Origin of the sequence: Lysinibacillus sp. Ag94 (genome assembly GCF_023242215.1) — a bacterium.
Lineage (GTDB): Bacteria > Bacillota > Bacilli > Bacillales_A > Planococcaceae > Lysinibacillus.
The window spans coordinates 4,167,501-4,187,214 of the sequence record NZ_CP096780.1; the positions used below are offsets into that span (position 1 = coordinate 4,167,501).

A 19,714-nucleotide genomic window follows, 5' to 3' on the forward strand; every position below is an offset into this window, starting at 1 on the left:
ATTATCGCAAGGATGCGATAAATTTTAGGCAAACATCCTTTATTAACGCCCTTCCGATTTCGTGACACCCAGAAAAAGTTATGCCCAGGATTTTAACTCCATTCCAGGGCGACCGTTCATTGATAAATTGCCACGAATACCGGCTTCAAACATAGGTGTTGCTGCAGCCCCTATCATAGCAGCATTATCTGTGCACAGCTTTAATGGCGGCACGAAAAATGGTATGTTTTCTTCAGCAAATACCATCTCAAGTGATGTACGCAAACCCTTATTTGCCGCTACACCACCCGCTGCGATAACCTGTTTCACGTTATATTCGCGAGCTGCCCGTAATGTTTTCGCCGTTAATACCTCAACTACGCTATCCTGAAACCCTTTGGCAACGGCAGTCGGACAAATTTCTTCACCGCGTTGGTCCATATTATGCTTATAATTAATAACCGCTGATTTCAAGCCGCTAAAACTAAAATCATAAGAATCTTCCTCTAACCACACTCTTGGGAAGGATACAGCCTCATCTCCCTCATGTGCTAACTTATCAATTCGCGGACCACCTGGATATGGTAAGTCTAAAACACGCGCAACCTTATCGTAAGCTTCACCAGCTGCATCATCTCTCGTCTCACCAATGACTTCAAAAGAGCCATGTTCCTTCATATAAACTAGCTCTGTATGGCCACCTGATACAACAAGTGCTAACAATGGGAAATCCATTGGCTGCACGAGTGCATTAGCATATATATGTCCAGCTATATGATGCACACCAACAATCGGTAAATTATTTGCAAACGCAAAGGCCTTCGCGGCATTAATCCCAATTAACAGTGCACCTACAAGACCAGGGCCCTCTGTAACTGCCACGGCATCTAAATCGGCTGGCTTCATATTTGCCTGTGCTAATGCTTCTTCTATAACTACTGTAATTTGCTCAACATGATGACGGGATGCAATTTCAGGTACAACCCCACCAAATCGTTTATGACTTTCTATTTGAGATGCAACTACATTTGAAACAATTTCAGAACCATTTCGAATAATCGCCGCTGCTGTTTCATCACAGCTCGATTCTATTGCTAATATCATTCGATCTTCCATCATAAATTCACCCACATGACAAGGGCATCCTCCCCGTTATCTGTATAATAGCCTTTACGTATACCGCCATCTTGGAAATCAAGCTTTCGATAAAGATTTTGCGCAACTGTATTTGTTACTCGTACCTCTAAACTCATGACTTCCATAGTATGCTCTCTAGCAATACGCATTACCTCTCGCATTAATCCTTCACCAATGCCGCGACCTCGAGCAGCCTCTATAACGGCAACGTTTGTAATTTGCGCTGCGTCTATAACCATCCACATTCCGCAAAAACCGATAATGTTATTATCTTCATCTATAGCTAGCACATAATGTGCATACTGATTTTCATGCACTTCATAATAAAAAGAATCTAACGTCCATGGCGTAGGAAATGTAGCAAGCTCAATTTCATACACTGCTGGAACATCTTCAGATACCATTTTACGATATGTTACATTATTACTCATGTGCCTTCTCCTTTTGTTCCTTCAGCCAATTCGCCTCCGCCTCAGCAATACGTTTGTATTGCGGGACAAAATGATGAACTGCATCCACACTTGGTAGCTCCAATTTTGTCGCTAATCGAACTGTTTCACTTGCCCGTGGTAAGTCATTACTAAATGGTGTGCGCTGTGCATAATCACCTAGCACCTCTACGATTTTATGCCAAAAAACATCTACATCGGCTCCCACAAATAAAACCGGTGCCTCGAATGCTTGTAAACGCTCTAACAAGCCATCTATATGATCGTGATAATCTTCTATAATTGTTTCAAGCTCACAACCTTTATAAACAGCCGTATAGACATTGCCTCTTCGCGCATCAAAAATAGGACAAATAAGCCCATCATATAGTGCTGCATTTGCGGCCAATGACTTTAAGCTAGATATTCCAACTAAAGGCTTTTTCAATGTCCATGCTAATGTTTTAGCAAGCGTCACACCTATTCGTACACCGGTATAAGAACCAGGTCCTTCTGATACAGCAATAGCATCCAACTCACTTGGCTTTATGCCAGCCTTTGCTAGCACTTCTTCAATAGCTGGCATAGCACCTGCTGAATGCGTTAATTTAATATTTTGTACAATCTCCGCGATTACTTTCCCATCTTTTATAACAGCAATAGAAAGTGGTGCATTCGCTGTTTCAATCCCTAACCAAATCATTTCATTAGCTCCTCACATAATGCCTCATATCGCTTCCCAAGTGGTGTTAATACAAATCGTCGTTGATTTTCTCCGATCCGGTAAATTTCTATTCCAAGACGCTCCTGTGGTAAATCCTGTTCAATCAAATGAGCCCACTCGATAACTGACACCGCATCACCATAAAATAGTTCGTCCCATCCAAGATCCTCATCGCTTTCTGCTAAACGATAAACATCTAAATGATTAAATGGTAAACGCCCCTCATATTGCTTAACAATCGTAAATGTCGGGCTATTGACTGTTCTCGTCACACCAAGTCCCTTCGCTAATGCTTTCGTAAATGTCGTCTTACCAGCGCCCAAATCACCCTCTAATGTAATTGTATCCTGGGCTTCTAGTAAGCTTGCTAGCTTCAACGCAAAATTCTCAGTATCATCAAGTGAATTCATTATTTTTTCATACATCATCTCTTTTTCCTCTCCTAGCTCCATTACTTCTAGTTTACCGAAACAAACGTAAATGTTCAAAACATCCAATGGATTTCAAAAAAAACAATTACACCTTAGCGTAATTGTTGCAGTTGTCGACAAAAAATTATAAATTTTGTATCAAATAAACAAAGTAGATTTTCACTTCAAGCTGATGCTCATCATGAGGTGAGTCCTAAAAATGTAAATTAGCAAATCGTCATTATCCTGAAACAATTATGCCTAGTCATAATTATCGCTGACGATACTAATTTATGTGCTAAATAAAAATAAAACACGCTTAAAAAACGTGCTTATTTTTTATGCTCCTTTACCTCATTAATCTTTTTTTCAACCAATTTATCATCTTTAAATCGTACTATATAGGTTTTTGTCATAAGTATTTCATCATTCCAGCGGTATTGATCATTTTTTATCATGTCCCCTGCTCCCCCTGCAATCTTTACTACTTCCATATATGACATGCCTTCTTTTAATTTTTCAAATTCGGCTTCATTCATATTTTTTTGCCAGTGGTACGCATTGGATTCCTCTATGTCTAAAATAGGATCTCCACAGCCTGCTAATATTACAATAGCACCTATGAGTAAGCTTATATTCAGACGTTTTATGTAAAAATAATTTCGCATGCTAAACACCTCCAAATTCCATCACGACAGGAATATCGATAAAAAATAGTCACCCTATAATAGCGTTCAGTTTGTTGACACAACGACCTTCGCTAACGAGACTTCGATATAAGTTTTGGCGCTTCACGGAATCGGAAACGGATTCTTTGTACAAGCACAAAGCCAACTCTAAACGCAATTATACCGAGGCATAATTATTTCTAAAAATCTATGGATACCCCAATACATATTATTGAACCAATTTTATCGATATTCACTAATTTCCTTATATTAACAATAAAAAAAGTTCTTATGATTTAAAAGCATCATAAGAACTATATTATCGTTTATAATGGCGGTCCCGACCGGGATCGAACCGGCGATCTCCTGCGTGACAGGCAGGCATGTTAACCGCTACACCACGGGACCTCTTTAAGACATTTATTAATATATCATAGAAAAATAACATATGCAATACTTTTTTATATTTTTTCATTTTTATATTTTCATAGTCTTTGCTTGCTGACCGTAAGAAATGGCAAAGATAAAAAGCAAATATTTGTATTTTGTAGTTGCTATCATCAGCTTTAGCTTCATTTCAATAATCATTACTTTAATAAAAAAACAGCCAGCACTCAGCTGACTGTCTTCATTGCCTAGCGACGTCCTACTCTCACAGGGGGAAGCCCCCAACTACCATCGGCGCTAAAGAGCTTAACTTCCGTGTTCGGTATGGGAACGGGTGTGACCTCTTTGCCATCATCACTAGACTATTTTCGGCTTTCAATATACATCGTATTTCTTCGTCAGCTTCTGTTGTTCAGTCAGTCACGTACTTGAGTACGCTCCTTCCTTCTCTCCATCGCTTCCTCGAACTACTCGTATCTTGAAACCCTTGAAAGATTGTTCTTTCAAAACTGGATAAACGGCGCATTGAATGCTTCAAACATTTTGGTTAAGTCCTCGATCGATTAGTATTCGTCAGCTCCATGTGTCACCACACTTCCACCTCGAACCTATCTACCTCATCGTCTTTGAGGGATCTTACTTACTTGCGTAATGGGAAATCTCATCTTGAGGGGGGCTTCATGCTTAGATGCTTTCAGCACTTATCCCGTCCACACATAGCTACCCAGCGATGCCTTTGGCAAGACAACTGGTACACCAGCGGTGTGTCCATCCCGGTCCTCTCGTACTAAGGACAGCTCCGAAATAGATTATTCGGTATTAGCCCCGGTTTCCCGGAGTTATCCCAAACTATAAGGTAGGTTGCCCACGTGTTACTCACCCGTCCGCCGCTAACGTCAAAGGAGCAAGCTCCTTTTCTGTTCGCTCGACTTGCATGTATTAGGCACGCCGCCAGCGTTCGTCCTGAGCCAGGATCAAACTCTCCATAAAAAGAAATTTGATTAGCTCAAATTGTTTTGCTGGCATCATGTTTGATGTCCAAAATTTTGTTTCGTTCACTAACTCGAGGTTAGCTAGTAAAAACTTTATTGATTACGTTTTGCTTGTTCAGTTTTCAAGGTTCACGTCATTATCTTGTAGTGACAGCTTTTATATCATACGATATAAATTTTTGTATGTCAACAAGTTTTTTAAAGAAATGGAGCGGGTGATGAGAATCGAACTCACGACATCAGCTTGGAAGGCTGAGGTTTTACCATTAAACTACACCCGCATGGTAAATTGTATTTATTTAAAATGGCGCGCCCGACAGGAGTCGAACCCATAACCTTCTGATCCGTAGTCAGACGCTCTATCCAATTGAGCTACGGGCGCATAGTATATTAATTCATAAATTGACTTGGTGCGGCCGAGAGGACTTGAACCTCCACGGGGTTGCCCCCACTAGGCCCTCAACCTAGCGCGTCTGCCGTTCCGCCACGACCGCATTCAATTAGGAACTTTCTCATTATACTATGACAATTCAAAAAGTCAACCTTTTTTCTTAAAAAAGATGAGCCATGAAGGACTCGAACCTTCGACCCTCTGATTAAAAGTCAGATGCTCTACCAACTGAGCTAATGGCTCAAATTAAGAAATGAATGGCTGGGGTACTAGGATTCGAACCTAGGCATGACGGAATCAAAATCCGTTGCCTTACCGCTTGGCTATACCCCAATAAGTGGCGGTCCCGACCGGGATCGAACCGGCGATCTCCTGCGTGACAGGCAGGCATGTTAACCGCTACACCACGGGACCAATATTACTATATTTTTATGAATTAAAATAATTAAATGACCCCTACGGGATTCGAACCCGTGTTACCGCCGTGAAAGGGCGGTGTCTTAACCACTTGACCAAGGGGCCATGGCTCCGAAGGCAGGACTCGAACCTGCGACAACCTGATTAACAGTCAGGTGCTACTACCAACTGAGCTACTTCGGAATAATTCATGTTTTGTCGTCGTTATCTTGTCGACTTTTACTATTATAGAGACATCTATAATAAACGTCAACCCTTTTTTATTATTTTTTTCATTCCACTAGTTTTAAACGTCCTAGACACTTGCTACAACAGTATTTCCCTACATTCATTCTAATTTTTCTTACATATAATTGTTGGCATTTTACACATGTATATGTATAAAGGCGATGTTGTTTTTTTTGAGATATTTTAGAGATTTGCAATACTGAGCAAAAACGGGGAGCGTTCACTTTTACTAATAACTCTCGAAAATCTTTATCTCGATGCTGATACCCTTTGCCTTCCAAGTGTAAATGATAATGACATAATTCGTGTCGAACTATACCTTCTATTTCGCTAATACCATACATTTCATAAGCTTTTGGATTAACTTCAATATTATGCGATTGCAAAAGATAACGTCCACCTGTTGAACGTAGCCTTGAATTAAAATATGCTCGATGCATGAATGGCTTCTGGAAACTTTCTAATGATATTCGACTAACAAGACTTTGTAGTTCCTCATTGTTCATAGCTATATCACCTCTAACAATAAGATACCACACTGCGTAGTATAGACAGTGTGGTATTTATTTATCCCGCATTAACGGATAGTAATTTATCAGTAACGACAGCGAAGCGTGTGCTACAATTACGCCAATGCGAAATTAAATAGTTTGGTCTTTAGGAGGGAGCATCGTTAGTGAAATGCGCCCTTTTTTGACATCTATTTGTTCTACCCAAACCGTCACAATGTCACCGAGAGCAACGACCTCTAATGGATGTTTAATACGTCTTTTTTGTAACTTTGAAATATGCACAAGCCCATCCTGCTTTACGCCAATATCTACAAACGCTCCAAAATCAACTACATTTCTTACTGTACCTTGCAATTCCATCCCAACTTGTAAATCTTCCATTTTTAATACATCTGTTTTCAGCAGTGGCTGAGGGAATGCATCCCGTGGATCGCGACTTGGTTTCATTAATGTATCCACGATATCCTGAATTGTGACAACTCCAATATCTAAAACTTCACTTAATTTTTCTACATCTAGTTTTGCAATGGCTTCCTCTGCCTTCTGCATCCCAAGCTCTTTTTTATCAATTTGTGCTACCTTTAAAATCTGCTCGGCTACACTATAGCTTTCAGGGTGAATGCCCGTAGCGTCAAATGCATTTTTTGCTCCTGGAACACGTAAGAAACCAATTGCTTGTTCATATGTTTTAGCACCAAGTCGTGGAATTTTCTTTAGTTGAGCACGTGTAGCAAATTGTCCAGTTTCCTCTCGTACCTTTACAATATTCTCCGCAACCGTTTTAGATAATCCAGAAACGTATTGTAGTAGGGAAGCTGAAGCTGTATTAACATCAACACCGACTTGGTTTACAGCTGTCTCTACTATAAATGTTAAGGACTCCGTCAATTTCTTTTGAGAAACATCATGCTGATACTGACCTACTCCAACTGCTTTAGGCTCAATTTTAACTAACTCCGACAACGGGTCTTGCAAACGACGCGCAATAGAAATCGCACTACGCTGTTCTACCTGTAAATCAGGAAACTCTGCACGGGCAATTTCAGACGCTGAATAAACAGATGCCCCTGCTTCATTGACAATAACGTAAGCCGTATCAGTTTCAAGCTCATTCAATACATCTGCTATAAACTGTTCTGTTTCGCGTGAGGCAGTACCATTACCAATAGCAATTATCGTTATTGGGTATTTTACTAAAATCTCTTTCACAACCGCTTTCGATTTTGCGACATCTGGCTTTGGCGGATGTGGATAAATGGCTGTAACCTCTAACATTTTCCCGGTTTCATCTACAACAGCTAACTTACAACCTGTACGGTACGCCGGATCAACACCCAATACATACTTTCCTTTCATTGGGGGCTGTAATAAAAGATTACGCAAATTTTCAGAGAAAATGTGGATAGCCTGAGTCTCTGCCTTTTCAGTAAGTTCATTTCGTAACTCTCGTTCTATAGAAGGCTGAATTAAACGCTTGTACGAATCCTCAATCGCTAGCTTCACCTCGGCAATTGCGGGTGAAGAACCTGTAGCGGGAATCCATTCCTTCCACATAATCATCAATACTCGATCTATTGGTACATGAATTGCTACTTTTATTATTTCTTCTTTCTCACCACGATTTACAGCTAAAATACGGTGTGGAACAATACGATTTACTGGCTCTTCGTATTCGTAATACATTTCGAAAACGTTTTTGTCGTCTGCCTCAGCATTCTTAACACTTGTTACGAGTACGCCATCTTTCCAGGAATACGAACGAATTTTTTCACGGATTGCCGCTTCATCAGCAAAGCGTTCTGCTAAAATATCTCGAGCCCCAGCTAGAGCATCCTCTACATTAGCAACTTTCTCCTCATCTACGAAAGCCACTGCTAATTGTTCTAAAGCATCACTACGATACTCTAATAGAAGATCTGCTAGAGGTTCTAACCCTTTTTCTTTCGCTATAGTTGCCTTTGTTCGGCGTTTTTGTTTATAAGGTCGATATAAATCTTCTACACGCTGTAAAACAGTTGCTGCTTGAATAGCCTGTTCTAATTCAGGCGTTAGTTTATTTTGCTCCTGGATTAATCGTATAACCTCTTCTTTGCGTTGTTCAAGCTGCTGTATGTAGTGATAACGATCCTCCACAGCTTTAATCTGTACTTCATCAAGGGATCCAGTAGCTTCTTTTCGATAACGTGCAATAAATGGCACGGTATTTCCTTCTTCTAATAATTTAATAACAGCATCAGCTTGACCTGGCTTAATAGCTACATCCTTTGCAATTAGCTGTAATATTTGCTTTTGTTCCACATCATCACTACCTTTTTCTTTTCATTTTACCATTACACTTTACTAAAACTGCAAAAAAATAGTCTACTCTAAAAGAAGAGTAAACTATTCAATCAATTATACTTTGGCAAAATTGTGTCTGGAACAGCCACCTCGACCCAAAAATTTCAAAGCGAAACACCATCACTTACTAAGATAAATTCCTGTAACTTTTTTATTGCCTTCCTTTGTATTCTTGATACATGCATTTGAGAAATCCCTAATCGTTCCCCAACCTCATTTTGAGTGAGTTGTTCTAAATATGTAAGCTGAACTATCTCCCTTTCTCTCTCATCTAAAATACTCATAGCATCAGAGACAATCATTCTTTTATTAGCCAATTCAAAGCCATCATCTTCTTTACCCATCATATCTAATAACGTTACTGAGCTATCGTCAGAATCTGACTCTACTGAGTGATCCATAGAAAGAGCATGATAACTACGGCTCATCTCCATAGCCTCTAAAACCTCTTCTTCTTCCACTTCTAATCGATCCGCGATCTCCTTAATAGATGGAGAACGCTGCAACTCAATTGTCAACGTTTCCACTGTTGTTTTAATGCGCGGTCCTAGTTCTTTTATTCGCCTTGGTACATGAACATCCCAAGTTTTATCACGTAAAAAGCGCTTAATTTCCCCAACAATCGTTGGTACAGCAAATGCTTCAAAGTTCCGGCCAACATTAGGATTAAAACGTCTAATTGCACCTAGCAACCCCAGCATACCTACTTGAGCAATATCATCATAATGGGATTTACCGTTCGAATATTTGCGTGCAATGGACTCAACTAAATATTGATAATGCATCACTAAATTTGTTTGTGCTTCATTATCCTCTGTTGATTGATACAACGCAATCCACTTTAATATATCTTCCCCGGACGTAGTTTTATGTGGTGATTCTTTCGACATTTTTTTCCACCTGCTCTCTAGCAACATACTTTGTCATGAAAACAGTTACGCCACCATCGTTATTTATCATCACCTCATCCATTAAAGTTTCCATTAAATAAAGCCCTAACCCACCTTCTCGTAAACCCGCAATACCCTCTTCAGGATGATATGGACCAACTTTCGACTTTATTTCTTCAAAATTAAAACTATTGCCGTAATCTGCAATCATCATTTCTAATTTATTTTCATACAAAGCGCAACCAATGACGATTTCTCCTTCTTCTTCGTCCTTATATGCATGGTGTACAACATTCGTTACCGCTTCACTCGTTGCAATTTTTAAATCCTCAATATCATCATAATTAAACCCAACCCGACTAGCTAAGCCAGAAACCGTTAATCGAATCACACTGACAAATTGCGGTTTTGCAGGAACCCTTATCTCAATATAATCAAATTCCTTCATTTTCGTAATTCCACCTTTTTATCAGTTTCAATATCCATTAAATCGCTTAAACCAGTAATTTCAAACAGCCTTTGTAATCTATTCGACAAACCTACAAGTTTAACTTTTCCATTTTCACGTAACGTTCTTTTATAAAAGGCAACAAAAATACCTAACCCTGTACTATCCATATAATTGACTTGGGATAAATTAAGTACTATTTCTAATCCTTCAGTAATTTTCACTGCCTCTAATTCCTCCCTAAGACGTGAAGCAGTATAAGTATCTATTTCACCCTCAATAAATCCGTATAATTTATTATCTAGTTCTTTAAAGTGTATCGACATATCCATACAGCACACCTCCACCATATATGATTAACTCTATTCCCGTAATTACAAAGGTTTAAACCCTATTTCTTTATAATCACAACTGTAAAATCATCAAATAGTTTAAAATCCTGTATTTCTTCAATTTGTTTATAAAGGAGATTACATAATTGTTGAGCTGACAAGTGTTTATTTTCCAATATTAGTGATGTAATGACCTTTCGTGAATTCATTTCATCATGCATTCTGAATTCCGTAACACCATCCGTCATCATTATTACGATATCATTTTCTTCTAAAACAATTTCTTTGTACGAATATTTCGTTTCTGGTAACACCCCAAGTAATAATCCTGTCGATTCCAAAGGAACAAATTGATTATGTTTTGCGCAATAATGGAGAGCAGGCTCGTGACCTGCAGAAGCATAAGAAAAAATACGCTTTCGCAAATCCAAGCAACCGAAAAACATAGAAACGAACATACTGTCGTCTACACTCTTTTCAATTACTCGATTAATAACCTCTAATACATATGAAGGATCTTTATATGCATATTCTAATGTTTCAAGACCGTATTTCACCATAGACATACATAATGCAGCGGGAACACCTTTACCTACCACATCTGTCACAGCTACACTCAAATAATCCTCTCGATTGTATAAAAAATGTACATAATCTCCATTCATCTTCCGGTTGGGGATAGATATCATTCCTATATCAATACTTGCAAGTTGTGGTACGTCTGTTTTAAGTAATGTTTTCTGAATGTTTGTAGCGATATTCATTTCCATTTCATACTCGGCTTGTTTTTGCAATAAACTTTGGTGCTCCCTATGAGCCATTCCATAATGCACCATAACTTCGATAAGAAAATCATATGCGAGCTGTTCTTCACTCATTCTACGTGGAAATAGTTTCTCAACTGCGTTTTTATGAACACTTACAACATCCTCTGGAGGTATATTCTTTTGGATTAATTGGCGAGTGAAATTTTGAGCAATATACAAATTCTTTTCAGTTTGATCGGTCATATAATCTGCCAAAATCTTTTTATATTGAGATTCTAATTGTTCCAAAAATTCCACATCCTAACGCAGCCATTTTTCAGCTCTTATCGTTGTTCCTTCTCCCATAACCGATTGAATAACCATATTGTCCATCAATCGATTCACGCCTGGCAAACCTGCTCCGAGCCCTCCAGAAGTGGAGTAGCCATCCTCCATCACTTTCCGAACATCTTCTATTCCTGGGCCCTGATCAGTTGCAATAACAATTATTTTCTTCCCAGTGTCTGATTCAACTTTTTCAATTTCAATGACACCTATCCTTGCATATAAATATATATTTCGGGCTAGTTCACTTATAGCTGTGGTGATTCGTGCCTGATCAACAGTGTCAAATCCAAGCCCCTTCGCTTCGTCACGCCCCAGTTGTCTTGCTGCTACTATATCCCACTCAGTAATAATTTCAACCGAAGACTTAATTGTCACTGTTGCCCCCCCAATTCCTTTCGGAGTTATACTCTTACACTTTAATTATTAAGATTAGCTTATCAATTTTTTACCACGGCGTAATTGCACTGTTGCTACAAAAACATTTATCGTTGTTGTTACGTCGCTAAGTTAACATTACGCTTTCGCACAAACAAACACCTGTTGCTGTCGCTACGTTAACACTACGCTTTCGCACAAACAAACACCTGTTGCTGAACGAAGATAAAATTCTATTTATATTTTCTTAAATTTCTCGATATTTTTTCAAAAATCTATTCAAAATATAGATCTTGAGTATATCTTAAATCTATTAATACCATTTTTGAATAACGATTTCAATTTATGGTAATAAAGTAATTCAGAGTACAGTACCAATTTTGCCTTGGCTTAATTGTCGCTGTCGCACAAAAAAACATTACAAATAAAAATGAAAAAGCATCGAGATGAAAATCTATCTCGATGCCACTATACACATATGTATATCAAAATTTAACAAGCCCTAAACTAATCATCAATGCACCATCAACTTTTTCCATCAACGCATGGTCAAGTTGCGTAATACGATCTGTCAATCTTGACTTATCAATCGTCCGCACCTGCTCAAGCAGAATAACCGAATCACGTTCAAAACCATACTTTTCAGCATTAATTTCAACGTGCGTCGGTAATTTTGCTTTTTGAATCTGTGCAGTGATAGCTGCGATGATGACAGTCGGACTAAATCGATTGCCAATATCATTTTGAATAATCAGCACCGGCCTTGTGCCCCCTTGCTCGGACCCAACTACCGGCGATAAATCTGCAAAAAAAACGTCACCACGTTTTACATTCAAAGTGTCATCCCCCGCTAACGAGACGCTCCACCGTATGTTGTGCTTCATATTCTGCATGCAAGCATTCACTTGCAATACTCAGATTTATATGAGACATTTCAACATATCCTTTCATCATAGCTTCCCGTATTTGATTTGGTTGCTCCTGCATTAAAACTTTGCGCGACAAAATACGCGCAAAAGATTCACTCTCAATTACTTCCTTTGTTTGTAGAAACAGTCTATCCTGAACAGCAATTGTAGCTTCTCTTAACTTTTTCTCGTACACAGCAAGCACCTCCAACGGAACCATCCACTTTTCATTACTACCCATTCTACCATTGAAAGATATTGTTGAAAAGACACGAAATGACAAAATATCTGACAATTTAAAGTCCAAGTTGTAAAAATATGTAGGTTGTCGAAGGTATATGCCGATTAATTCACCTTGCAATTCATCACAAAATATGAATGACTCAGCTTTTTAGTATATCTTCTTGTTTAGTGTTTTTAATATTCATTTATCCTAATTTAAATGTCAAAACTATTAAGACCACTTATAACAAAAACCTTAAGTACTTTTTGATTGAATCTACAGATTAAATGTATACTCTAGGAACTCTCGCTGTAATAATGCATGGTACTTCATAATTAATGGTTTCAAGCTTTGCTGCCCATTCATTCATTGAAATAGCATCATGTCCTTGATGACCAATGAGTGTTACTTTCTCACCTATAGCATATGCTTTAGGCAAGGCAACCATACATTGATCCATACAAATTCGTCCAACAATCGGCATTCTTTGTCCATCAATTAGTACTTCCTGTCCACCTAATTTACGAATTACTCCATCAGCATAGCCTACTGGTATTGTTCCTAACCACATATCCGAAGGAGCCTCAAAAGTAGCTCCATAGCCTACCGAATCACCTGCTTGTAACTGTTTCACATGAACAAGCTCACTCTCAAGCGAAAACGCTGGCTGTAACGGAAATGGTAAAATACCTTCTACATAAGAAGATGGTGATAATCCATACATCGATATTCCATATCTAACAGCATCAAATTGTAAATGCGCATCTTTTACTAAAGATGTAGCCGTGTTTGATGCATGCACAAGTCTAGGTTTTTCGGGTAATGCAGTTACACATTTCTCAAAAAATTGTACTTGTCGATCGAAGTATGAGGTATCCTCCTCATCCGCAGTCGCAAAATGTGTAAATATCCCATCAAGCTCTACATTCACTGTATTCTGTATTGTTTGATATAGATCCATTAATTCTTGCTCTGAACGAACGCCAATTCTGCCCATTCCGCTATCTACTTTAATATGTAGTCGTAAAGGTTTTGCTTCATTAGCTATGAAAGGAGCCGCTTGCCGTACCCATTCACTTGCAAATGCCGTAAGAATAATGCGCTGCTGGGCGGCATATGGTGCAAAAGAAATTGGAGAGGCACCTAATATTAGTATGTCTGGCTCTTCAAAATGTGCTCGAATATGTAATGCTTCGTCGGGTGTTGCCACTGCAAGCATTGTTGCACCTGCCTCAAGCGCTGCTTTTGCAACGGCTACATCTCCGTGACCGTATGCATTTGCCTTTACGACAGCTATAATTTGAACATTTGGTCGAAGTAGCTTTTTCAAATTTTTTACGTTTTGTTGAATTGCTTGTAAGTCTACTACTGCTTTAGTCGGTCTAAAATATTGCTGTGTCTCCATTAGAATACCCTCTTTATTTTTTATTAAAACACTATGTATTGAATAAATTTCCTTTTATAAATTATTTTTACATATACCATTCTATTTTAAACTAATTTTCTTCATAACTTTTATCATATATGACTTAACAACTTCTAAACAGTGTTAATTTTCTTCAAAACTGTATTATTTCACTTAATTAGCTACAGCTTTCCATCTAGAAAGCTGTAGCTAGAAAAATTATTTCATACTACCTTTTGTCATAGAAGTGGCTACTTGCACCATTTCTTCACGAGTCAATTTACTAGAGGCTACAAAGAATTCAACGCCATCCTTTTCCCAGCTAATAGAGGTATCGGTAATTGCACCAATCGTAAAGCCTAAATCTACCGGATCACCAGGAGATGATACTGGCAACATAGCAGCCTCTTTCGTAACTGGCTGTTGCATGACCGTAAATGGTTTATCACCGTCGAATGTTAAGATAACACGATCTATTCCACCCTCTCGCATAACTTTCTCTTCCACCATCTTCGTGTTTTCTAAATTCACAACAGGGTAGTGTGTTTGGAACTCTTTATTTTCGGCTTCTGCACTTACAGCCTTTTTCTCTTCATTTCCATTCGGGTTATTGTTGCTCTCCTTACCGTCTTTGTTGTCTTTGTTGTCTTTGTTGTCTTTCTTATCTTTTTCTGGTGGTGTAGCTTGTTCACCTTTTGTTTCATCCGATTCCGTAAATTGCTCAACTGCATACTCTTTAGCCGCATGTTGAACACCTAATTTAATATTTTTAAATGTGATACGAATTTGTTCTTCTTTTACATCATTCATAATTACTACGGAAGTTGGAAGCATTGTTTTCTTATCAACTGTTATCACTTGATGAGGCATACTATTTTTATAGCTATTTCTAGTAGCCGCTTCAAATATATATGCTTTGTCCTCCTCTTTCATGACTAAATTTTTATCTTGAGCTAAATCTTCTGCTAGTGCACCTATTAAATAAGCCTGACTATTTTTCTTTGGCCAATCACTTTGGAATTTATACATTTTGTTTAATGTAGGCGTAACAACAAAAACTCCATCTGCATTTCGCACTATCATTTGCGAAACATCTTTCCCACTTTCGACTACTTCTACACGATAGAAATCAGGTTTCGTATGCCAAACTTTCACATCATATTTTTTTGGATCTCCACCAGATTTAATCTCCATCGTAGCATTCAACTCATAACCATTTGATTCTGCCCATTTCCCATTAACTTTCTTCAACACTTTTTCCTGTGAGTCTGTACCACATGCCGATAAAAGTAATATCGTACAAAATAAGACGAGCCATTTAACTATTCGGTTGCCCACGCTTTCACCCTTTCCTTCTTTCAAATCCACTACGACAATATATGAACCGTATTTGTCAGTTATGTCATTTGAATAGGGGCAATATATTTATCTTCACTCAGAAATTTATTTACTTTTTAATAGCACATCACCATAACATGTGGTTGATTTCCGTTCCGACTGGGCGCTTTCCTAGGGGCGTCCGATGAGCCGCTTCACTCGCGTTGCTCGCTCCAGGGTCTCATCTGTGACGCTGATCCCCAAGGAGTCGCCCAGTCTCCACTACAATCAACTTATTTACATAGTAGACGTTTAACAAAAGTCATCCACAATTTTTGGTGATGAACCACTATTTATTGTAATAATATTACTTGTGCCGCAGCGTATTGCTTAGAATGTGTTATACTTACAAATCCATTCGCAAGCTGTCCTTTGAAATATAAAACCGGATTTCCAGCTTCCCCTCTTAAAACTTCCATATCATGAAGCTTACATTCTTCACCAATACCAGTTCCTAATGCCTTTGAAAATGCTTCTTTTGCAGCGAATCGTCCAGCTAAAAATTCTATTTTACGAGTTTCTGAATGTGCATCAAACAAAACTCTTTCCTTTTCAGTTAAAATGCGATCTTTAAATTTATTTGTTCTTTTCATTGCTTTTGCAATACGGTCCATTTCTACAATGTCGAGACCAATTCCTTTAATCATTAGAACTTCTCCTTTTCCTATTTCTAAAAAGCCATGTATAATAATTGTAAATTGAGGTGGAGTTATGTTTAGTAGAACAGAAAATTTTAAGCAATATACAAAGTATTATCCGATTGTTTCAACATTAATAGCGGTAAATTTATTTGTTTATGTACTAACTATTTTACCTGGAGTAGGCGAAAATGTATTGAATTACGGAGTTCAAGCGAACTTCCTTATACGCTCTGGTGAATGGTGGCGTGTTTTTACTGCAATGTTTTTACATGCTGGCTTCTTGCACGTTTTCTTTAATATGTTTTCACTGTATTTATTCGGGCCAGAGCTTGAAAGAATTGCTGGCAAGGTACGTTTTATTACAATTTATTTAATGTCCGGTATTGTCGGCAATATGGCAACCTATTTACTTAATGATAGTAGCTATGGAAGTCTTGGTGCAAGTGGAGCTGTTTTCGGAATATTCGGTGCTTTCGGAGCGCTTGTTTACTATACACGTCGTACAATGCCAATGCTGCGTAAACTTATTTTGCCCATCATTGTGATTAGTGTTATCATGACTTTCCTACAGTCAAATGTGAATGTTTATGCTCACTTAGGCGGCTTAGTAGCAGGATTCCTTCTTGGACTCGTTTACTTACATCCAAAAAGAATTATAAGCTGGCGTAAACAAAAGATGGCGGGTAAGTAATACGTATAAGAGGAGCTCTTCTCTGTGATTAGCTATCATCACGGATTGCTCCTCTTATTTTTATACTAGAATGATAGGCCATTCGTCAATTTTATTTCAAAGTGCGACCGTATCCTCTTTCGCTGCCTTTATTTTTTTCCATTCAACTGCTGTTAAGCCATAGACAACTTGGTCTACGTGATGATCATAAAGCCACTCTGCATCTCTTAAACGTCCCTCTTCATGAAAACCTAACACTTTTGGAATCGTACGACTTCGAATATTCCCTACCGCTACTCGCACTTCAATGCGATTTAATTTTAAATAGCTAAAGGCATAATCAATAAATGCTTTCATAGAATTTGTCACTAAGCCCTTACCAACAAATTCGTTCCCTAACCAATATCCAATACTTGTCCATTTATGCTGCCAATTCACTTGATGATAGCCAATCACTCCCGCAAGCTTCCCCTCATAATATATCCCCGCTTGTAAGCCATTATTATGTGCATATTGTTGCATCGCACCTCTTACGAATCGCTCTGTATCCTCTACTGTTTTTACATCATCTACAAAAGGTAGCCATTCACGCAACGTATCTCTCGAACGATCCGTCAACGCGAATAATTCATCTACGTCACTTAAATCCAGCAATTTCAAATACGTGTTCTTGTTAATATCATACTTAAACAAAATTACCACCCCTTTTGTTCTCTATTATAAACAGAATTTTTACATAATTATAGTTAAAAAAGGCTAATCCTCCTATTAATTATAAGGATTAGCCACATTCTTACTTTCAATGTTCATACCAAGATAATATTGTTTCAGCATCTTGCTGCTCTAAGTTTCGTACATTCCCTGCCATACCAGTCATGCCCGACATGACCGTTGCTTTTACAGACGTAACACCCTTTCTTTTTTGGAAATAGGTTTGAGTAGTCTCAATAGATTGTATACGTTTTTTCTCCATAAAAAATGTAGTACGACTGAACACACGATATTGCATAGTTAGTTGCTTTCCATCGATTATATAACCAGCTGATTTATGTTGCCAAATACCAATTAATATTGTTAATGGCAATAATAATAGTGAAAGCAACCCATACGGATAAAAGAAATAACTACATGCACCAATTATAGGTATGAGCCAAACAAAATCAATTCGGTAAAAAAATGGACGAGCTCGTTTTGGTGAATAAATGAATTCTGGACGCCAATTTAACTGTGGGAAAAGTTGCTCTAGCGTTCCCAAACAATCTTGCTTCTGAATAAGTGGGAACAGCGTAATTTTTTTATCATTTCCCTCTCCGCCATTTCCTCCAGCACTCTCAACAACAACTGTTGCATAGCCAAATAATTGACGTACCGGATTCTCTACAATACGAATCGCTTGAATTCTATTTAACGGTAAAGTAATACGTTTTTTCTCAATAAGCCCTTTTGTAATAATAAGCTTTTCATCTTCAATTCGGACTGTATATTCGTAATAATTGATCAGTGTAATTACAAATGACACAAACCATGCCACAATTAGACTGACTATCACTGTTAGTGCAACTAAAAATGCACCAATTTTCGCAAAATCAGCTAACTCGCTAAAGATTTCCTCATACGGTATTATATCCGATAACTGAGAGATGATTGCTGCTACCCCAGACAGAACGACCCCAATTCCTCCTGAAGTTATGGCCAATATAAGCAAATCACGTAACGACATATGATAAATAGTTGGAACTGACACTTCCTCTATTAGCGACTGTTCATCATTCATCTGTTCATTTACTTGATTTTTAGCACGACGCATTTCTAGCTCTATAATATCTGCGGCTGCCTTACGTATAGCCGTTAACTCTACCTCAGGTTTTCTGTCCTTACTCCCCGCAGTTTCAACCTGAACTTTTACTAAGCCAAATATTCTATGAAAAATACCCTCATTGTAATTTAAGCTCTGAATACGTTCAAATGGGATGTAACGTTTCTTTTTAACGAACAAACCGTACTTTATACGTAATTCTCCATCTTCAAACCAATATACAAAAGTACGCCACTTTACAATCCCACTAACAAGTGTAAGTATTGCCCCTACTCCCCATATACCGAATAAGAAAATCGTCCGCCAAAAATTATCACTATGAAAATTCAAAGAGAAGTGAAATCCATTAGTTGCAATAATAATAATTAACGGGAAAATCATACTCTTTAATGCTTTTGCACTTGTAATAATAGCCGATATCGGATGTAAACGATTAATTTCCTTAGACATCATCTTCCGCCACCCTTGCTAATTCCGAAATACGTGCACGAAGTCTATCAGCTTCGTCCATTACAAGTGCAGGGATTGTATGTACAGTTGCAGCTGTAGATATTGAAATATTACCTAGACCATATTTTTTTAATATTGGTCCTTGTGTTGTATCAACATGCTGTACGCGCACCATTGGAATAAGTGTACGTTTAACAACAAATAAACCGTGTTGCACCTCAATCTCATTGTCACGCACCTCATAGCGCCAGCGTTCCCATCTTATCTTTGGAAATAAATAAGTGGATAGGACAGCACTAAGAATGACTACAGCAACTGCAATGAAATAAATATATGATGGCCATTCATAATAATAAGTGCCGTAGCATGTAAACGCCGCTACAATCAAAAGTAATATCGTTTGTAATACACCATATAAACGCCACACTGTTAACCCTTTCCTAGAAATCATATGCATTGGTTCTGTTCTCAA

The 19,714-nt window shown here is 38.2% G+C and carries 21 protein-coding genes, 9 tRNA genes, 1 rRNA gene and 1 other annotated feature; of the genes, 1 reads left to right on the top strand and 30 read right to left on the bottom strand.

From position 1 onward, the window contains the following. Nucleotides 1-78 precede the first annotated feature (78 nt). The 27 genes from tsaD to acpS form a co-directional block, all read right to left on the bottom strand. Nucleotides 79-1,095 (bottom strand): tRNA (adenosine(37)-N6)-threonylcarbamoyltransferase complex transferase subunit TsaD, encoded by a 1,017-nt coding sequence (gene tsaD, locus MY533_RS19655; RefSeq protein WP_371873367.1) that lies wholly within the window; start codon nucleotides 1,093-1,095, stop codon nucleotides 79-81. Continuing rightward, entirely contained in the window at nucleotides 1,095-1,547 is a 453-nt protein-coding gene (rimI, locus tag MY533_RS19660; RefSeq protein ID WP_132364242.1) for a ribosomal protein S18-alanine N-acetyltransferase, read from the bottom strand. Before rimI ends, tsaD begins: the two co-directional genes overlap by 1 nt. Then, nucleotides 1,540-2,247 (bottom strand): tRNA (adenosine(37)-N6)-threonylcarbamoyltransferase complex dimerization subunit type 1 TsaB, encoded by a 708-nt coding sequence (tsaB, locus tag MY533_RS19665; protein WP_248717276.1) that lies wholly within the window; start codon nucleotides 2,245-2,247, stop codon nucleotides 1,540-1,542. Before tsaB ends, rimI begins: the two co-directional genes overlap by 8 nt. Beyond that, nucleotides 2,244-2,693, bottom strand: coding sequence for a tRNA (adenosine(37)-N6)-threonylcarbamoyltransferase complex ATPase subunit type 1 TsaE (gene tsaE, locus MY533_RS19670; RefSeq protein ID WP_248719257.1), 450 nt, complete (start codon nucleotides 2,691-2,693; stop codon nucleotides 2,244-2,246). The genes tsaB and tsaE overlap by 4 nt, the downstream gene beginning before the upstream one ends. 317 nt (nucleotides 2,694-3,010) lie before the next feature. Further along, nucleotides 3,011-3,346 (bottom strand): hypothetical protein, encoded by a 336-nt coding sequence (locus MY533_RS19675; RefSeq protein ID WP_248717277.1) that lies wholly within the window; start codon nucleotides 3,344-3,346, stop codon nucleotides 3,011-3,013. 332 nt (nucleotides 3,347-3,678) lie between these two features. Then, nucleotides 3,679-3,754: transfer RNA gene (locus MY533_RS19680), tRNA-Asp, on the bottom strand. 225 nt (nucleotides 3,755-3,979) lie between these two features. Beyond that, nucleotides 3,980-4,095 (bottom strand): 5S ribosomal RNA (gene rrf / locus MY533_RS19685). A 193-nt stretch (nucleotides 4,096-4,288) separates the two neighbouring features. Then, nucleotides 4,289-4,677: a sequence feature (most likely nonfunctional fraction of RNA operon), on the bottom strand. 255 nt (nucleotides 4,678-4,932) lie between these two features. Next, nucleotides 4,933-5,006 (bottom strand) — tRNA-Gly (locus tag MY533_RS19690). Between the two features lie 24 nt (nucleotides 5,007-5,030). Continuing rightward, nucleotides 5,031-5,107 (bottom strand) — tRNA-Arg (locus tag MY533_RS19695). Nucleotides 5,108-5,133: 26 nt separating this feature from the next. Then, a tRNA-Leu gene (locus tag MY533_RS19700) sits at nucleotides 5,134-5,219 on the bottom strand. A 67-nt stretch (nucleotides 5,220-5,286) separates the two neighbouring features. Next, a tRNA-Lys gene (locus tag MY533_RS19705) sits at nucleotides 5,287-5,359 on the bottom strand. Nucleotides 5,360-5,374: 15 nt separating this feature from the next. Next, nucleotides 5,375-5,449 (bottom strand) — tRNA-Gln (locus MY533_RS19710). Between the two features lie 5 nt (nucleotides 5,450-5,454). Beyond that, nucleotides 5,455-5,530, bottom strand: a tRNA-Asp gene (locus MY533_RS19715). Between the two features lie 36 nt (nucleotides 5,531-5,566). Next, nucleotides 5,567-5,638 (bottom strand) — tRNA-Glu (locus tag MY533_RS19720). 1 nt (nucleotide 5,639) lies between these two features. Then, a tRNA-Asn gene (locus tag MY533_RS19725) sits at nucleotides 5,640-5,716 on the bottom strand. An 89-nt stretch (nucleotides 5,717-5,805) separates the two neighbouring features. Then, complete coding sequence (locus MY533_RS19730; RefSeq protein WP_248717278.1) at nucleotides 5,806-6,267, bottom strand: SprT family protein; 462 nt, start codon at nucleotides 6,265-6,267, stop codon at nucleotides 5,806-5,808. 135 nt (nucleotides 6,268-6,402) lie between these two features. Next, entirely contained in the window at nucleotides 6,403-8,571 is a 2,169-nt protein-coding gene (locus MY533_RS19735) for a Tex family protein (RefSeq protein WP_248717279.1), read from the bottom strand. A 146-nt stretch (nucleotides 8,572-8,717) separates the two neighbouring features. After that, a complete protein-coding gene (gene sigB, locus MY533_RS19740; protein ID WP_248717280.1) occupies nucleotides 8,718-9,503 on the bottom strand; it encodes an RNA polymerase sigma factor SigB in 786 nt (261 codons plus the stop codon). Next, entirely contained in the window at nucleotides 9,481-9,951 is a 471-nt protein-coding gene (gene rsbW, locus MY533_RS19745) for an anti-sigma B factor RsbW (protein ID WP_248717281.1), read from the bottom strand. Before rsbW ends, sigB begins: the two co-directional genes overlap by 23 nt. Then, nucleotides 9,948-10,283, bottom strand: coding sequence for an STAS domain-containing protein (locus MY533_RS19750; RefSeq protein ID WP_248717282.1), 336 nt, complete (start codon nucleotides 10,281-10,283; stop codon nucleotides 9,948-9,950). Before MY533_RS19750 ends, rsbW begins: the two co-directional genes overlap by 4 nt. Nucleotides 10,284-10,342: 59 nt before the next feature. Further along, nucleotides 10,343-11,338: a PP2C family protein-serine/threonine phosphatase gene (locus tag MY533_RS19755; protein ID WP_256469486.1), complete on the bottom strand. Its 996-nt coding sequence runs from the start codon at nucleotides 11,336-11,338 to the stop codon at nucleotides 10,343-10,345. Nucleotides 11,339-11,350: 12 nt separating this feature from the next. After that, complete coding sequence (locus tag MY533_RS19760) at nucleotides 11,351-11,752, bottom strand: anti-sigma regulatory factor (protein ID WP_248717283.1); 402 nt, start codon at nucleotides 11,750-11,752, stop codon at nucleotides 11,351-11,353. A gap of 485 nt (nucleotides 11,753-12,237) precedes the next feature. Further along, nucleotides 12,238-12,588, bottom strand: a complete 351-nt coding sequence (locus tag MY533_RS19765) for a type II toxin-antitoxin system PemK/MazF family toxin (protein ID WP_049663446.1) — start codon at nucleotides 12,586-12,588, stop codon at nucleotides 12,238-12,240. A 4-nt stretch (nucleotides 12,589-12,592) separates the two neighbouring features. Next, the gene (locus MY533_RS19770; RefSeq protein ID WP_049663444.1) at nucleotides 12,593-12,856 is read right to left on the bottom strand and encodes a hypothetical protein; all 264 of its coding nucleotides are present in this window, start codon (nucleotides 12,854-12,856) and stop codon (nucleotides 12,593-12,595) included. 310 nt (nucleotides 12,857-13,166) lie between these two features. Further along, nucleotides 13,167-14,288, bottom strand: a complete 1,122-nt coding sequence (gene alr, locus MY533_RS19775; protein ID WP_248717284.1) for an alanine racemase — start codon at nucleotides 14,286-14,288, stop codon at nucleotides 13,167-13,169. A gap of 219 nt (nucleotides 14,289-14,507) precedes the next feature. Next, nucleotides 14,508-15,626, bottom strand: a complete 1,119-nt coding sequence (locus MY533_RS19780) for a LolA family protein (RefSeq protein ID WP_248717285.1) — start codon at nucleotides 15,624-15,626, stop codon at nucleotides 14,508-14,510. A gap of 332 nt (nucleotides 15,627-15,958) precedes the next feature. After that, entirely contained in the window at nucleotides 15,959-16,312 is a 354-nt protein-coding gene (gene acpS / locus MY533_RS19785) for a holo-ACP synthase (RefSeq protein ID WP_248717286.1), read from the bottom strand. Nucleotides 16,313-16,376: 64 nt separating this feature from the next. On the opposite strand from acpS, the gene MY533_RS19790 reads away from it, so the two are divergent. Next, a complete protein-coding gene (locus tag MY533_RS19790; RefSeq protein ID WP_248717287.1) occupies nucleotides 16,377-16,997 on the top strand; it encodes a rhomboid family intramembrane serine protease in 621 nt (206 codons plus the stop codon). 96 nt (nucleotides 16,998-17,093) lie between these two features. On the opposite strand, the gene MY533_RS19795 is transcribed toward MY533_RS19790, so the two are convergent. The 3 genes from MY533_RS19795 to MY533_RS19805 form a co-directional block, all read right to left on the bottom strand. Further along, nucleotides 17,094-17,669 (bottom strand): GNAT family N-acetyltransferase, encoded by a 576-nt coding sequence (locus tag MY533_RS19795; protein WP_248717288.1) that lies wholly within the window; start codon nucleotides 17,667-17,669, stop codon nucleotides 17,094-17,096. 106 nt (nucleotides 17,670-17,775) lie between these two features. Continuing rightward, nucleotides 17,776-19,242 carry a PH domain-containing protein gene (locus MY533_RS19800; protein WP_248719259.1) on the bottom strand — a complete coding sequence of 489 codons (1,467 nt, stop codon included), beginning with the start codon at nucleotides 19,240-19,242 and terminating at the stop codon, nucleotides 17,776-17,778. Next, nucleotides 19,235-19,714: a PH domain-containing protein gene (locus MY533_RS19805; protein WP_248717289.1), complete on the bottom strand. Its 480-nt coding sequence runs from the start codon at nucleotides 19,712-19,714 to the stop codon at nucleotides 19,235-19,237. The genes MY533_RS19800 and MY533_RS19805 overlap by 8 nt, the downstream gene beginning before the upstream one ends.

Bases quoted from the DNA above. Each gene is read 5' to 3' on its own strand.
- tsaD (WP_371873367.1), bottom strand. From the start codon at position 1,095: ATGGAAGATCGAATGATATTAGCAATAGAATCGAGCTGTGATGAAACA.
- rimI (WP_132364242.1), bottom strand. From the start codon at position 1,547: ATGAGTAATAATGTAACATATCGTAAAATGGTATCTGAAGATGTTCCA.
- tsaB (WP_248717276.1), bottom strand. From the start codon at position 2,247: ATGATTTGGTTAGGGATTGAAACAGCGAATGCACCACTTTCTATTGCT.
- tsaE (WP_248719257.1), bottom strand. From the start codon at position 2,693: ATGTATGAAAAAATAATGAATTCACTTGATGATACTGAGAATTTTGCG.
- MY533_RS19675 (WP_248717277.1), bottom strand. From the start codon at position 3,346: ATGCGAAATTATTTTTACATAAAACGTCTGAATATAAGCTTACTCATA.
- MY533_RS19730 (WP_248717278.1), bottom strand. From the start codon at position 6,267: ATGAACAATGAGGAACTACAAAGTCTTGTTAGTCGAATATCATTAGAA.
- sigB (WP_248717280.1), bottom strand. From the start codon at position 9,503: ATGTCGAAAGAATCACCACATAAAACTACGTCCGGGGAAGATATATTA.
- rsbW (WP_248717281.1), bottom strand. From the start codon at position 9,951: ATGAAGGAATTTGATTATATTGAGATAAGGGTTCCTGCAAAACCGCAA.
- MY533_RS19750 (WP_248717282.1), bottom strand. From the start codon at position 10,283: ATGGATATGTCGATACACTTTAAAGAACTAGATAATAAATTATACGGA.
- alr (WP_248717284.1), bottom strand. From the start codon at position 14,288: ATGGAGACACAGCAATATTTTAGACCGACTAAAGCAGTAGTAGACTTA.
- acpS (WP_248717286.1), bottom strand. From the start codon at position 16,312: ATGATTAAAGGAATTGGTCTCGACATTGTAGAAATGGACCGTATTGCA.
- MY533_RS19790 (WP_248717287.1), top strand. From the start codon at position 16,377: ATGTTTAGTAGAACAGAAAATTTTAAGCAATATACAAAGTATTATCCG.
- MY533_RS19800 (WP_248719259.1), bottom strand. From the start codon at position 19,242: ATGTCTAAGGAAATTAATCGTTTACATCCGATATCGGCTATTATTACA.